The sequence below is a fragment of the Streptococcus sp. ELY_125 genome (genome assembly GCF_058314535.1).
Genome location: NZ_JBZFUM010000001.1, coordinates 188,876 through 203,845, shown reverse-complemented (window position 1 = coordinate 203,845; position 14,970 = coordinate 188,876). Strand labels below are relative to the sequence as shown.

The following is a 14,970-nucleotide window of genomic DNA, read 5'->3' as shown; positions in this document are numbered from 1 at the left end:
CAGGCCTTGATAGCTTTTCAATATAAGCTATAACACCACTTACCCCATCCATACAAGAATGAAAATTCTACATCTTCGCTAAGTAAAGAGAGTGAGAACATAGTAGTATATTTGAAGAGTAAGCAAATTTCTTGAAAGCTCTACCACTTTCCTATAGAATGAGGATATCAAAAAGAAAAGGGGAAACCTATATGGCCGTTATTTTACCTGATCTTCCATATGCCTATGATGCTTTGGAACCCTATATCGATGCTGAAACGATGACTCTCCACCATGATAAACATCATGCCACCTATGTAGCTAATGTGAATGCAGCTCTGGAAAAACATCCAGAAATTGGTGAGGACTTGGAAGCTCTCTTATCAAATGTTGAAGCGATTCCAGCTGATGTTCGACAAGCGCTTATCAACAATGGCGGTGGCCACCTTAATCATGCTTTATTCTGGGAATTGTTGTCGCCTGAAAAGACTGAAATCACATCCGAGGTCGCTGCCGCTATTGACGAAGCTTTTGGCTCCTTTGCCACTTTTAAAGAGGCCTTTACAGCAGCGGCGACTGGCCGGTTTGGTTCGGGCTGGGCTTGGCTGGTTGTTAATGGTGATGGAAAGCTTGAAGTGACCTCAACAGCTAATCAAGATACACCAATTATGGAAGGTAAGAAACCTATTCTTGCACTTGATGTTTGGGAACACGCTTATTATTTGAGTTACCGCAATGTGCGACCAAATTATATTAAGGCCTTTTTTGAAATTATCAATTGGAATAAGGTTGCTGAACTCTACGCAGTAGCTACAAAATAAGTTACTATTGCTTAAATGTGGAGCGTTCTTTTACAAGAAGAACGTTCTTTTTATTTTTGACTCGCTTGATGAGGGATAAAAGATGGGAAGTTGTAAAAAAATTGTTGAAAATAGTAGATTTAGCTTGCAAAAACTCAATTTTCCCTTAAAATAATAGTGATGGAAGTTATATCAAAAAGAATTACTATAGTATTAAGTATTATTCTGCTTATTGTTCTAGGTATTCTAGGCAGTTTTTATTTGCAAGATAGTTGGAAAGCAGCTAGGCAGCAGGCCGACCAAACGTCTGGTTCCAGCCGAGGCAACCAGAAGGAAGAAAAGGTGATGCCGCGCAATAAATCTGCCGAGGAAAAACAGGCTGTCATGATGGCGGATGCTGATCACATGAATGCTTTGGGACTTTATTACGACTATGCTAATATGAGTTTGAATGATACCGTTAACACCTTTTTAGCTGAGCAAGGGATTGATCCGTCACAGGTAGCTTTTTCTTATAAAAATCCTGCAACCAATGAAAGCTTCTCGATGAACGATACTGAGCTTATGACGGCAGGATCGACTTATAAGCTTCCTTTAAATATGCTAGTGGTTGATGCTGTGCAAGACGGCCAGTTTAATTATGACCAGCGTTTCGATATCACACAGTTGGACTATGAATACCAAGGTGAGCATGACGCTTATGTCAATAATTATGGCGGTAGTATGAGTATCCCAGAAATGCAGTATGGTTCTTTGGTAGTATCAGAAAATACACCAGCATATGGCTTAGCTAGCTTGCTGGGCGGTGTTGAAAAAGCCTACAGTATGTATACGCGTTACGGGAAGTCGAATAATCCTGATGTACCAGCCTTCCAATACCAAGGTAATAAAACAACAACAAGCTATTATATTCAGGTTTTGGATTATCTCTATAAGAATCAGGAGAAGTATAAAGATATTTTAAACTATTTGGGAGAGTCCTTTCCGGATGAATATTATAAAACCTATCTGCCAAGTGATTTAACGATTTATCAAAAGCCAGGCTATGTTAGAGAGGCGCTCAATGTCGATGCTATTGTCATGGAGTCTAGTCCTTATCTTATTGCTATCTACACACGTTACCTAGGTGGTTCTAGCGAAAGCAGTTCAGAAATCAATGGTTACGGCTATAGCCAGCTGGCTATGTTGACTTATGTCATTAATGAGTGGCACAGGGTCAATATGAATTAGTCCTTTTCTTGTTTTATCTCAAAAAGATTTCAAGTCTCCCCTTGTTTGTGGTATAATGGAAACAATTTTGAATCAATGATAGTGCTGAGCTCATTTCCAGCCCAATTTTCGTCAAGCGAATCGACCCTTAGTATCTTAATAAAAGGAGATAATATGTTGACATCTTACCGTGAAGGCCAATTAGATGATATTAAGCAAAGAATGTATACTTATTTAACACTGGTACGCAACTGGTTTCTTCTCTTTTTACTCTTGTTCGTAGCAGCTCTTGTTTACTGGTTTATGTATCCTAAAAATATTATGGGAGCCGCTTTTAGCTTGATTAGCTTTTTACCGCTTTTGGCTTTAGGGGTCCAGTATGTACGTGAAAATAACATCTATCGCAAGGAAGCATCTGCTATTCTCAATCAAGATCTTGACTTGGAAAAGTATGCTCAAATTTTGGACTATGAAACCTTGGTAACTGTGAAGTTTCAAACGAATTGGGATCGAATCATTATTCGTAAAGCTGAGCTGGCTTGGTTGCAAGGGAATTTTGAAGAGACCAATAAATTTCTTGAAATGGTTAACCCCTTGAAGGTTCGAGTATCACCTAAGGAGCGGACGCCGCTTTTGTTGACTTACTATTTGGTTGAATTTGCGACTGGGCTCTTTGAAGGAAAAGAGGTAGAGCTTCAAAATTATTTGTCTAGGGTAGAGGAATTGGTGGTTCAAAATGATGCCGAGGCCACACAAAAGACTTATACTCAGCAGATTCTCAGCTTGATGAACAGCGTATTAAAGGATAAAGAGGCTGTTAGTGATTTTGATGATATCCCCGTTAACTATAAGCTTGAAGAAGTACTTCGGGACTATCTCTTGGCAGAAAATGCTCGATTGGCAGAAGATAAGGATATTTCTAAAAAGCTTTTTAAAAAGGTTTCTCAGGAAGAAAAGTCCCTTTACCTTGTCAAACAAGCCAAGGCAGCTGTGAAACAAATGAAATAAAAATATCATTAATTATTGATTATTTAGCTGAGTTATTTTATTTGGAAGGATAGTAGTTAATATTTAAGAGAGGAGTTGAGTTTGGCTCAACTCTTTTTTGTGTTACTTATGGAATCGATAGCAACTGTAATCAAGTTATGTTAAACGGTTATGGTAGATATTAAGATGAATGGTTGGACTGCCAATAATTCTTAGGCTTTTATGGAAAATCGTTGCACTTAGTTTGGCCATCGTCCTATAAACCATAAGAAAAATTTATAGTCAACAATAATAAAAATAGATTAGGCAGATGTCTTTGGAGATGGTAAGATAAGAGCAAGTTTTATGGGAAGTAACAATATCTCTTCTTGTTTTTGCCATATAAGTAAGACATTTTAGAGCAAGTGTTGTTCTCATTTTAAATGATTGTAATTTCTTACTGGGGCTAGGCTAATCACTGTGCTGAATGCTTTACCAGATGGATGAGCTAGTGAAGATGATGACTGGTACAGACTGGATGTCTTCAGGGGAATTTGCTTTAGAAACATGGTATAGATTGTTTTATTTCCTATTTTTCTTTAAAACGTTCAAGGGATTCGCATTTTATTTAGATAAGGAGATGAGCTTATGACTGATAGTAAAAAGGAATGGGTTTTAAAGGCTTTTTGTGGAGAAGCTGTGGATAGAGTACCAGTTGGCTTTTGGTATCATTTTTTGCCAGAAGAGGAATTGGGACAAGGGCTTAACAGTCGCACGCTTTTTAATAAAAATCTAGAAGGACATCGTCAATTTATCAAGGACGTTAATCCTGATTTTATCAAGATTATGAGCGATGGTTTTTTCACCTATCCCAATCCTCTGATTTCTACCAATGTCTCTTCTATTCAAGAATTAGCGGATATCCGTTCTATCGGTGAAGATCATCCTTGGTTTGAACAGCAGGTGGAGCTAGTTAAGGCAATTAAGGATAGTTTCACGGAAGATATTGTTGCGATTTATAACATTTTTGCCCCTGTGACTTATCTTAAATGGCAGTTGGCTGGTCAGATAGCAAGTGGAGACACAATCATTGCTAACTTTTTGCAAGAAGATGCATTAACCTTGAAAAAAGTGCTAGATACAATTGCTGAGGATATTGCTGTTTTGGTTAGAAAAGTGATTAGTGAAGCTGAAATTGAAGGTATCTATCTCAGTGTACAATCTATTCAGGATGATAGGGTCTCCGCAGAAGATTATCGCGATTATATCGCTCCTAGCGATTTGAGGATTCTTGAAGCAGCCCGTCAAGCTGATGGTTTAAGTGTCCTTCATATCTGTGGCTATGAGGGAGCTAGTAATGATATTCGATTCTTTAAGGATTATCCGGCACAGGTTTATAATTGGGCGGTAGGTCCAGAGGGAGTTAGTCTTTCTCAAGGACGCGAGATCTTTGGCGGTAAAACCGTTTTAGGCGGTTTTATCAATACTAAAGAAGGTCTTCTTTATCGCGGCAGTAAAGAGAGTGTACAGGCACAAGTGAAGGAGCTTTTGCAAGAAGCAGGCACAAGAGCTACGATTATTGGTGCGGATTGTACAATTCCCAGTGATATTGCCGCTGAGCGTATCGCTTGGGTCAGAGAAGCAGCTAGTTGGTAGAGTGGAGGTAAACGGATGGTACAGAAAAAATGGTTTGTGATTGGGGGGATCCTTGTTTTACTGATTGGTGGTACCTTTATTGGCCGTCAGCTTGCTGGAGATGGTGCCGCTAATGGTAAAGTAACTACCTTAAAAGTGGCTCATACACAAAATTATGCGCCCTATGATTATGTTAATGACAAGGGTAAGCATACAGGCTATGAAGTTGACGTTCTAAAAGCCATTGATAAGAAGCTGCCCCAGTATAAGTTTAAATACACTGGGACGAGCGATGAAGATTTGCTGATTGGCTTGGAATCTGGAAAGTATGATATCGGGACAAAGGGGGCCTGGTATACGAAGGAGCGGGCTGAAAAATTTATTATTCCTAAAGATGCAATTGGTGCTAGTGTCATCGGTTTTACGATTCGTAAGGACGATAAAGAAAAATTCAAAGACATTAATTCTTTTGCCCAATCCAGTGGTAAACTGGTTCCTATTTCCCCTCAAAATGCTCAGTGGAATGTGATTGAAGACTATAACAAGGAGCATAAGGACAGTCCAATAGACCTCAAAGCAGCTGAGAGCTTTACCATGGCAGATGCCTATGCTTGGGTACTGGAAGGGCGCTATGATGCCTATTTTGATATAAAGTTATCCTTTGAGCAGGCGGTTAAGGACAAAGACGGTGCCTACCACAAATATGCTGATCAGTTGACCTGGGTTCCATACAAAGGTATTGAGACCTATCCTTTAATTCATCGCAATAAATCTAATAAAAAATTTGTTAAAGAGTATGCTAAAGCTGTTAAAGAATTAGAAAAGGACGGCACTCTGGCTAAATTATCAAAGAAATATTTTGGAGAAGATGTCTTTAATTACGTGACAAAATAAGGAGGAGCCATGGTTTCTTATACGCCATCCTATATTTTTAAGTTTCTGCCAACGATTTTGTCTGCTTTACCTCTGACCTTGTGGGTTATTACCCTGACAGTGTTCTTGGGGACGCTTCTGGGATCCGGTTTGACTTGGGCACAGGTCGTACCTGATATGGGGCTGGCACGCATTGCTAGAGGGTATGTTTTCGCCTTGCGCTGTACGCCGCCCATTGTCTTACTCTTTTTAGTTTTTTATGGCCTGCCTGAATTTTTGGCTTGGTGGCTCCATTTGGATGTTGATAGCTGGTCACGAACTATTTTTGTTGTAGTGACCATGGTTTTACTCTTTGCTGCTTCTATATCGGAAGTTTTTAAAGCAGCCTATTTAGCAGTCCCTAAAGGACAGCTGGAAGCTGGATTAAGTATCGGTTTAACAGGCTATCAGACTTTCCGCCGCATCTTGTTACCGCAGATTTTTAGAATTGCGCTTCCCAATATTACAACGGCTATTTTGAATTTGATGAAAGATGCAGCCCTAGCCTACACTATCGGTTTGGTAGATGTTATGGGAGCGGGAAATTTGCTGATCAGTCGTAATTTGGGAAATTATTCGCTGGAAACCTATACAGCGGTAGCTCTTATTTATTGGGGGCTTGCTCTGATTTTATCAGTAGCCTCTCACTTGATGGAACATCGTCTGGATAGGGGCAATGCTTAGACCTAGGAGGGATCATGGATTTTAGCTATATTCTTCATACATTTTTACTCTCCTTAAGAGGTGTTCCCGTTACCTTGGCGATTATGGCTGTTTCTATTCTGTTGAGTTTTTTCCCAGCTCTTTTGTTGGCATTGGGAAGAATCTACAGAGTAAAAGGAGTAACAGCTTTTTCTGTAGTCTACTTGGCTTTTATTCGAGCGACACCTCCCATACTTTTAATCTTATTCTTCTATAGCCTTTTACCCAGTGTCTTAAATGCGATTTTAAAATCAGGTGGATTTGATATCTTTAAGCTCAATCCCATTTATTATGCTTTTATCATTTTTAGCCTGATGACAACGGGAACCTTGTCGGAGATTTTACGTTCCGCTATCTTAACGGTTGATAAAGGACAGCTAGAAGCCGCTCAGTCGATTGGTTTGACGACAAGTCAGAGTTATATCAGAATTGTTTTTCCTCAAGCCTTGAGAAATGCTCTTCCGAATCTTTGCAATTTAGTTATCAATATTGTTAAAGGAACATCCTTGGTCTTTGTTATGACAGTTAAGGATATCACAGCGATTGCTAAGGTGGAAGCAGCCCATGGCTATCAGTATTTTGAGTCCTACTTAGTTATTTTTATCATTTATCTTATTATCTGCGGTCTGATTCAATGGGGTTTTTCGAGTCTAGAAAAGCGGTTTGCTTAAGGAGACATTATGTTAGATATTAGAAATTTATCAAAGCAATTTGGGGATAAGACTGTCCTTGATAATGTTAGTTTGCAGGTCAATAAGGGAGATGTTGTTGTTATCTTGGGCCCCAGCGGTTCAGGAAAGACCACCTTTTTGCGCTGCCTCAATCATCTGGAAAAGGCTGATCAAGGGGAACTTGTCCTAGATAACCGGTCCTATAATCTGGAAAATTTAAATCGGAAGGATATTCTAACTATCCGCCAAAAAACAGCCTTTGTTTTTCAACACTATAACCTCTTTGCCAATAAGACAGCTATGGAAAATATTTTAGAGGGACTTGTAATTGCAAGAAAAATTCCTAGGGAAGAGGCAGAGCCAATAGCTTTAAAAGCCTTGGAAAAAGTGGGGCTGCTGGGCCAAAAAGATTATTACCCCAATCAGCTATCTGGTGGTCAGCAGCAGCGCATTGGTATTGCGCGTGCTATTGCTGTCAAGCCTGATGTTATCTTTTTTGATGAGCCGACGTCTGCTCTGGATCCGGAGCTGATTGGTGATGTTCTGGGTGTTATGAAACAGTTAGCGCAAGAAGGTATTACCATGATTGTGGTGACACATGAAATGAGTTTTGCTAGGGATGTCGCCAACCATGTGGTCTTTATGGATGGGGGTCATATTATTGAATCAGCTCCGCCTCAGGAATTTTTCTCCGCACCGAAAGAGGAGCGGACACGCCGCTTTTTAGCACGCATTCTATCAGATGATGCTTATGCTGTTGATTATATTATCTAGTCAAAATTACGGCTTATAGACGGAAATCATTTAAAATAAATCCAGTTCTATTAGTTCTATTTCTGGGTGGCCTAAACAACTAAAGCACTGGGTCCTCGTTTATCACCGAACTTGGCGCCCTTGATAACAACGATAAAAAAAGAAAGAGTCACAGATCGACCACTTAAAACCATCGTTAGCACTTTTAGGTAACGATAGAAGAGAGGTAGAATCTGCGGCTCTTTTACTATTTAACAAACATGGCATCGCCGAAACTAAAGAAGCGGTAGCCTTCCTCAATGGCATGCTGGTAGGCATCGAGGACAAATTTACGGCCGGCGAAAGCAGACACCAGCATGACAAGTGTTGATTTGGGGAGGTGAAAATTGGTAGAGAAAGCGTCAACGATTTTGAATTGGTAGCCGGGTTTGATAAAAATATTGGTCCAGCCAGAGTCAGCTTGAATAGTGCCCCCAAATTTATTCCCAATGGTTTCCAAGGTACGGATGGATGTAGTGCCCACGGCAACGATACGTTTACCTGCTGCTTTTACCTCACGTAAGGTTTGTGCTGCATCATCGGATAGACTGTAAAATTCTGAGTGCATGTCATGCTCTTCGATATTGTCAACGGCAACAGGCCTAAATGTCCCCAGTCCAACATGCAGTGTTAGATAAACAAGTTTTACACCTTTATTCTCAATCTTCTGGAGGAGCTCCTTGGTGAAATGCAGACCAGCAGTAGGTGCAGCAGCAGAACCGTTCTCTTTAGCATAGACAGTTTGATAGCGCTCCTTGTCTCCTAATTTTTCGTGGATATAGGGTGGTAGGGGCATCTCGCCCAAACTTTCCAAAACTTCAAGGAAGATACCTTGGTAGTGGAATTCGGCGATACGCCCGCCGTGCTCTAATTCCTCACGAATGGTTGCTGTGAGACGACCGTCGCCAAAACTAACCTTGGTTCCTACCTTTAGTCGCTTGGCTGGTTTAGCAAGGACTTCCCACTGATCACCTTGAGTATTTTTGAGCAAAAGAAACTCTACATGCCCGTGGGTTTCTGATTTTTCACCATAGAGCCGGGCTGGAAGAACACGTGTGTTGTTCATGACCAGCGCATCACCAGGATCTAGCTCATCTAAGATGTGGTCAAAGCGAGTATCTGTCATCATATGTGTTTGTCGGTCAATGACTAGTAGTTTTGAGCTGTCGCGTTTTTCCAATGGGGTCTGAGCAATGAGTTCTTCAGGTAAAGTAAAATCAAAATCATCTGTGTGCATGGCTTATCTTCTTTCTGTTAATTATCAGCTTTCCTATTATATCATGAGAGAGGATTTAGGGCACCTTTCTTTTTGTCTTCAATATCTGACTCCCTTTAACCCTTAATTGTAATGATTATTAATAAGTGCTATAATAAGGATAGTAATTAGAATAGTTATAAATAAGGAATTAGGGTACTGATTATGCTGAATTTACGACATTATGCCAAGTCCATTGTTTATGGAGGTCTGGATGGGATTGTGACTACCTTTGCAGTTGTAGCAGGTGCTGTTGGCGGCCGTCTTGGAACGATGGCCATTGTGATTATGGGATTTTCTAATTTGTTGGCAGATGGCTTTTCCATGGCGGTTGGTGATTACTTAAGTTCAACGACTGAAACGCAGACCGACAGTAAGCAAGCTCTTAAAAATGCCCTTGCGACCTTTTTATCTTTCAATATTTTTGGCCTCTTTCCTTTAGTTTCTTATCTCCTCGTCAATCGTCTGGGTGTCTTTAGAGGTTATACTTTCTGGGTTGCCTGTCTACTGGTCACGGTCGCTTTGATTCTGCTGGGTCTTGTTAAGGGAAGTATTACCAACCAAGGACGGTATAAGGAAGTATTTAGGACGGTTGCGGTTGGTCTTGTGGCAACTTTGGTTGCCTATTATATTGGTTATCTCTTGGGTGGTTTGGTTTAGAAGAGCTAGTTGTAAGAGAGGCACTAAGCAGCTGGCTAAGGGATTTGCTTTAATCGCACTGGAAGGGACTTATTGGATGCAATTGATAGTTTGGTATAGCTGACAGGATAATTTTTAATCACCTTCGGAGGGTGGTTTTATTTTATTTCTGACTCTTGACAAAAATTGGTATAGACCATATACTAATAGTAAGGAGGGATAGCGATGAATATTAAGATAGTTGCTTCACAGGAAGATGGCGCTCAATATGCCTTAGGCTTGGTAAAAGAAAAATTAGCACAAGGTGCCAGAGTCTTGGGCCTAGCGACAGGGAGTTCACCAGAGGCTTTCTACAAAGCGTTAGCTGCCAGTGACCTTGACCTATCACAGGTGACCTCTATTAATTTGGATGAGTATGTTGGTCTGGCCCCTGAGGATCCGAGATCCTATCATTATTTTATGAAAGATCAACTCTTTGATCACAAGAATGTAAAAGAGCATTTTCTGCCAGATGGCCAAGCGGAAAATTTGGAAGCGGCAGCGGCGGATTATGAGGACTTGATCGCTGATCATGGTATTGATATACAGATTTTAGGTATCGGTCGCAATGGACATATTGGTTTTAATGAACCAGGAACACCATTTAACAGTAGGACGCATGTGGTTGATTTAACACCAAGTACGATTGAGGCTAATAGTCGATTTTTTGCAAGGCCAGAGGATGTGCCAACTCAGGCGGTTTCAATGGGAATTGCTTCTATCATGTCAGCTAAGAGCATTATTCTTTTTGCCTATAGTCAAGATAAAGCGGAGGCAGTCTCGCAGATGATCAATGGGCCAGTGACTGAAGCCTTACCAGCCAGCGTTCTGCAGGAACATCCGGATGTTACCGTCATTTTGGATCAAGAAGCTGCCTGTAAGTTATGAGACAAAAGTAAGGAGCTGCCTAAGCTCCTTTTGTGTTACAATGAATGTATGCGATTAGATAAACTATTAGGTCAGGCGGGTTTTGGCTCTAGAAATCACGTTAAGAAATTGATTCGCAGTCTACAGGTGCGTGTGGATGGCCAGCTAGCGCGTTTTGACAGCCTCAATGTCGATCCCAGCCTGCAGACCATTACAGTGTCAGGTCAACAGCTCAGTCATTCTCCAGACACTTATTATATTCTCAATAAACCCAGGGGTGTGGTGTCAGCGGTAAAAGATACCCAGCACCAGACGGTCATTGATCTCATTGCCCCTGGTGACCGCAAGGAAGGCCTCTATCCCGTTGGCCGCTTGGATCGCGACACGGAAGGGCTGGTTCTTATCACCAACAATGGTCCCTTAGGTTTTCGTCTGCTCCATCCCAAGCACCACGTGGACAAAACCTATTATGTGGAGGTTAACGATACGCTTGCTTCTGATGCGCCTGCTTTTTTTGACAAGGGCATTGCTTTTTTAGATGGTAGGGTTTGTAAGCCAGCTAAGCTACAGATTATCAGTTCTGGATCAGAGCTCAGCAGAGCTTATATTACCATTTCGGAAGGTAAGTTTCATCAGGTCAAGAAAATGTTCCTAGCCTATGGTGTTAAAGTTACCTATCTCAGTCGTATTTCCTTTGGTCCTTTTGAGCTGGGAGATCTACCTGTGGGTTCTTATCGGAAACCAACAGTTGCTGAAAAAGAGTTATTAAAACGATACTTGGATTAAAAGAGGGAGAGAGGAGGTAGCTGGATATTAAACCGTGGTAGCAGGTGTATCACAGTCTTGCATCTCAGAGTCTTTCTAATTATTGTTGTGGTGATGACAATTATATCTCTCTGGGGAATTTGCATATCCTCAACTAACTAACTTCATTTTGGAATTTTCAAATTCTTTAAAAAACCAGCCTACGTTCTCAAATCAGTTGACAGACTAATACACCTGTGTTAGAATGGCGGCGTTAATAATTCTTCGGGGTCAGGTGAGAGTCCTAACCGGCGGTATAGTCCGCGAGCCATAAGGCATGAACTGGTGTAATTCCAGTACCGACAGTATAGTCTGGATGAGAGAAGAATTTAGCTGAAAGACCTCCTTAGCACTTGGAAACAGTTAAAAGGAGTTTATTTGCTAAGTCTCAAAAAAACCTCGCATTTCATTTTGAAGTGCGCTTTTTTCACCATATAGCTATTTCAATCTAAGCAGTTCCAATGTTAGTTGTTCGCATCAGTGAAGCAGTTTTCAAGGTAACCTCAACAGTGCTAGCGATACTTTGAAAATTAAGCAATGGCAGTTTCTTTGGAGATAGTTTCATCTATTTTTGAGTGACAAAAGAGTCTTTCGATTACTGCCCTAGGTAGAATGATGGTATTTTTACTGGATGGATGAAAAAGGGTTTCTCATAAAATTTTCCCATGATTGTTGACGCATCTAGAAAGGAGGATTTTATGAAAAATCCGAAAATAAAATATGTCACCTATACGGCCATGTTTGCAGCTATCGCAGGCGTCCTGATGTCTCTTGAAATTTCGGTTCCCTTCATGCCGGTCTTCTACAAGGTTGACTTTTCAGATGTTCCTACGATCATTGCAACCTTTCTTTTAGGCCCTACATCAGGTTTGATTATCGAGGTTCTAAAGATCCTGATCAAACTTTTTACCGTCGGTAGCAATAGTATGTATATCGGTGAGTTCGCCAATTTAATTTCGGCTGTCTTCTTTGTCTATCCTCTGGGCTTGATTTTCAAAAAGAGGGGTAAGACTTTAAAAGCAGCAGTTTTAGCTCTTTTGGCAACGATTGTGATCAAGACCTTGTCTGCTACAGCCATCAATCTCTTTGTTAGCCTGCCCTTGTATGCCAAAGCTGTAGGAATTGATTTGGAAAGTTTAGCCAAGTCTTTTGGTTCTGTTAACCCAGCTATTTCTAACTTGACTAGCTTTATTCTTTTGGCGACAGTCCCTTTCAACATAGTTAAGGTTAGCTTGAACGGAGCAATTGCTTACCTTTTATACAAACGCTTTATCTATAAGATAAATAGAGGAGATAAAAATGGCTAGATACTATCGTGAATTAACAAGGCTTGATATGGAAGTGCTTAATAAAGAAGAGACAATTGTTATGATTCCTCTTGGAGCAATTGAACAGCACGGCAACCATGCCCCACTGGGAACGGATGATTTGATCGCTGAGAAAATGGCTAATTTAATTCTACAGGAAGTAAATCAGATTGACGAGAATTTTCCGCTCTTGATCCTTCCCAATATTTCTATTGGTTTGAGCACTGAGCATGCCAATTTCTGCGGCAGCCTTACTTTTTCGACAGAGACCTACTACCATATGCTGAAAGAAATCATAGAGTCTCTGTACCACCACGGATTTAGAAAAATAGCCCTCCTCTCTTGTCATGGCGGAAATACACCGATTGCTAACCTCCTCAGTCGAGAACTGCGCTATTCACATGATTTGGATATTTTTATTTTTAATTTTGGGGCATTTGATGATCCGCGCGTACAAGCGACAGTTTCCGAAGGAAATACCTTCGATTTTCACGGTGGAGAGATGGAGACATCTATGGTCATGGCTATAGATGAAGGATTGGTTAAACTTGACAGGGCGATTGCAGGACAAGCTACTGGGTATGTCTTTGATAGTAAGCTAAAGGAGTGCAACATCAATTTGAACTGGATCGCTGAAGATTTTATAGATAAGGACGGTAATCCAATTGGTATCGGTGGAGATCCTTCTGGTGCAAATCCAGAAAAAGGCCAGATTATTTTTACTGTCAATATTGAAAAAATGGTTGAGGGGCTAAAATATATAGCTGGTTACTGAGGAGAGCATCTAAAATATTTACCTCTTCTAAGTTTATAGACTTTTCTCTTTTAATAGACTTGTTCAGTAACCAAAAGTGATACATTAAACTCATAAAAAACATATACAAGAAAACTCCAAGGTTTAGCTCATAAAATTTTTTCAGGTAAATGCTTTTGTTCAAGGCGATTTTACTGAAGATTTTATGAGTTTTTTTATTGTACCTATATTGTAAATTCTAGGACTGGATTAAATTAGCTTATGTTTTATCCTAGTATCATATTTGTTATTAATGTTAGTAAACTCGAACACCCTTTGTTTTCTACCGATTGCTATGATAGTACAGGGATTAGATTTAGGTCTGATAGCAGGAAGGGTTAGTAATTGAGGAATTTGTTTTAGCTAGCCTGATCTTGCTTGCAGGTATTCTTTTTAAGCTACCAGAATTAGTGCTGGCGATTACGCTGGGACATACTTTCCATCTTTTATCTCATATCAGTCAGGCCATCCGATTTCGAACTTGGGTTCCTGGCAGCATGACTGCAGTTTTCACCATGCCTTTGCTTATCTTTAGTATCTTTCTGTTTTGTCTGAGCAATCCACTGCATTGGCTATTGTTGCTGGTTATCACCCCGCTTATTTTTGCAGCAATCATCGCCAACCTTGTTTTTCTTCATCGGCAGGCTGATCAGGTTGAAAAATTCCTACACTCGTAAATAATGTATCTTAGTTCCCCTATCCTGCATCTTGGTTGATGCGGAATTTTTGATTTAGTTTTCATCAAGATTACAATTGCTAAAATCAAGAAAATTATAATTTACAGGTATTTTCCATCAGTTTTTTTGTGATAAAATGGTCTACAATGAAAGGGAAAAGGAGAAAGAAGATGAACTTACAAGCATGGATGGAAGAATTTCAAAAAATATATGGACGTCCTCCTGAAGTCAGTGAAATTAATGCAGCGCAAGCAGCAGGGGACTTTGTTGAACAATCAGAACCCCCTCAAACAAAGGAGGAACCTCTAGAATCAGTCTCTGAACAGCCGCAAGAGACAGTTTTTGAGCACTCTCAAAAGACAACTATCAATCACTCTCAAGAACAGCAAATGTCAGTAGAACCGACAGAAAGTCCGATGTTGACATCAATACGTTCTTATTTCAGGACTAAGCGAGCAGAGCGCTCTCCTGAAGATAACGTTGATACCAGTCTCAAAATAATTTTTTTAGGTTTGTTGGGACTGATTTTGTCCTTTGCCATTGCTTGGTTTACAGGACTAATCAGTCAAGATAAACCCTATACCGTTTTGGTTATATTAATTTTAATGTTCCTATTTATGTGGATACCGCAAGCAATGTTTGCTGAAAGCAAGAGAACACGGGCTTTTAGGGGAATGGGAGCCGGTCTAGCCGTGTTGGCATCTGCAGTATCCTTCCCCTTGATACACATGACATACGGAGTACCTAAAAAAAGTGGAGTTGATGCGACTATTCGAATTAAGACAACTTTTTGGAATGAAGAGCCGGCACTTAGGAACGAATGTTTAATGGTTTATGCGGTTATTTTAGTTCTTAGCATTATTCTTTTTATTATTGTAAATAGCTATTTTAATAAAGTTAAGAATGAAGGAAATCAAGACTAG

Annotated in this window: 15 protein-coding genes, 1 pseudogene and 1 riboswitch; of the genes and pseudogenes, 15 read left to right on the top strand and 1 reads right to left on the bottom strand. The window is 40.3% G+C overall.

What is annotated here, in order from left to right:
• Window positions 1-191 precede the first annotated feature (191 nt).
• The 8 genes from sodA to AC4HAL_RS00825 all read left to right on the top strand — a co-directional run bounded on the left by sodA (window position 192) and on the right by AC4HAL_RS00825 (window position 7,648).
• Window positions 192-800 (top strand): superoxide dismutase SodA, encoded by a 609-nt coding sequence (sodA, locus tag AC4HAL_RS00860; protein ID WP_491092516.1) that lies wholly within the window; start codon window positions 192-194, stop codon window positions 798-800.
• Between the two features lie 168 nt (window positions 801-968).
• Window positions 969-2,009, top strand: a complete 1,041-nt coding sequence (locus AC4HAL_RS00855; protein ID WP_491092530.1) for a serine hydrolase — start codon at window positions 969-971, stop codon at window positions 2,007-2,009.
• A 153-nt stretch (window positions 2,010-2,162) separates the two neighbouring features.
• Complete coding sequence (locus AC4HAL_RS00850) at window positions 2,163-2,996, top strand: hypothetical protein (protein ID WP_491092515.1); 834 nt, start codon at window positions 2,163-2,165, stop codon at window positions 2,994-2,996.
• 606 nt (window positions 2,997-3,602) lie between these two features.
• A complete protein-coding gene (locus AC4HAL_RS00845) occupies window positions 3,603-4,610 on the top strand; it encodes a uroporphyrinogen decarboxylase family protein (protein WP_491092514.1) in 1,008 nt (335 codons plus the stop codon).
• 15 nt (window positions 4,611-4,625) lie between these two features.
• A complete protein-coding gene (locus AC4HAL_RS00840) occupies window positions 4,626-5,483 on the top strand; it encodes a transporter substrate-binding domain-containing protein (RefSeq protein WP_491092512.1) in 858 nt (285 codons plus the stop codon).
• A gap of 9 nt (window positions 5,484-5,492) precedes the next feature.
• Window positions 5,493-6,185, top strand: coding sequence for an amino acid ABC transporter permease (locus tag AC4HAL_RS00835; protein WP_491092511.1), 693 nt, complete (start codon window positions 5,493-5,495; stop codon window positions 6,183-6,185).
• Between the two features lie 14 nt (window positions 6,186-6,199).
• Window positions 6,200-6,874 (top strand): amino acid ABC transporter permease, encoded by a 675-nt coding sequence (locus AC4HAL_RS00830; RefSeq protein ID WP_491092509.1) that lies wholly within the window; start codon window positions 6,200-6,202, stop codon window positions 6,872-6,874.
• 9 nt (window positions 6,875-6,883) lie between these two features.
• Window positions 6,884-7,648, top strand: coding sequence for an amino acid ABC transporter ATP-binding protein (locus AC4HAL_RS00825; RefSeq protein WP_491092508.1), 765 nt, complete (start codon window positions 6,884-6,886; stop codon window positions 7,646-7,648).
• Between the two features lie 226 nt (window positions 7,649-7,874).
• On the opposite strand, the gene queA is transcribed toward AC4HAL_RS00825, so the two are convergent.
• The gene (queA, locus tag AC4HAL_RS00820) at window positions 7,875-8,903 is read right to left on the bottom strand and encodes a tRNA preQ1(34) S-adenosylmethionine ribosyltransferase-isomerase QueA (protein WP_447452799.1); all 1,029 of its coding nucleotides are present in this window, start codon (window positions 8,901-8,903) and stop codon (window positions 7,875-7,877) included.
• Between the two features lie 183 nt (window positions 8,904-9,086).
• Here queA and AC4HAL_RS00815 point away from each other — a divergent pair, with 183 nt between their 5' ends.
• From AC4HAL_RS00815 to AC4HAL_RS00785, 7 genes and pseudogenes are all read left to right on the top strand, one after another.
• A complete protein-coding gene (locus tag AC4HAL_RS00815; RefSeq protein ID WP_491092506.1) occupies window positions 9,087-9,581 on the top strand; it encodes a VIT1/CCC1 transporter family protein in 495 nt (164 codons plus the stop codon).
• A 204-nt stretch (window positions 9,582-9,785) separates the two neighbouring features.
• Window positions 9,786-10,487, top strand: coding sequence for a glucosamine-6-phosphate deaminase (nagB, locus tag AC4HAL_RS00810; RefSeq protein WP_447452801.1), 702 nt, complete (start codon window positions 9,786-9,788; stop codon window positions 10,485-10,487).
• Between the two features lie 48 nt (window positions 10,488-10,535).
• Complete coding sequence (locus tag AC4HAL_RS00805) at window positions 10,536-11,252, top strand: pseudouridine synthase (protein WP_491092505.1); 717 nt, start codon at window positions 10,536-10,538, stop codon at window positions 11,250-11,252.
• Window positions 11,253-11,487: 235 nt separating this feature from the next.
• Window positions 11,488-11,602, top strand: a riboswitch (FMN riboswitch).
• Window positions 11,603-11,968: 366 nt separating this feature from the next.
• Window positions 11,969-12,577, top strand: coding sequence for an ECF transporter S component (locus AC4HAL_RS00800; RefSeq protein WP_491092504.1), 609 nt, complete (start codon window positions 11,969-11,971; stop codon window positions 12,575-12,577).
• The gene (locus AC4HAL_RS00795) at window positions 12,570-13,352 is read left to right on the top strand and encodes a creatininase family protein (protein ID WP_491092503.1); all 783 of its coding nucleotides are present in this window, start codon (window positions 12,570-12,572) and stop codon (window positions 13,350-13,352) included. The genes AC4HAL_RS00800 and AC4HAL_RS00795 overlap by 8 nt, the downstream gene beginning before the upstream one ends.
• A 359-nt stretch (window positions 13,353-13,711) precedes the next feature.
• A pseudogene (locus tag AC4HAL_RS00790) lies at window positions 13,712-14,047 on the top strand (HXXEE domain-containing protein); the annotation flags it as partial.
• Between the two features lie 170 nt (window positions 14,048-14,217).
• Window positions 14,218-14,970, top strand: a complete 753-nt coding sequence (locus tag AC4HAL_RS00785) for a hypothetical protein (protein ID WP_491092502.1) — start codon at window positions 14,218-14,220, stop codon at window positions 14,968-14,970.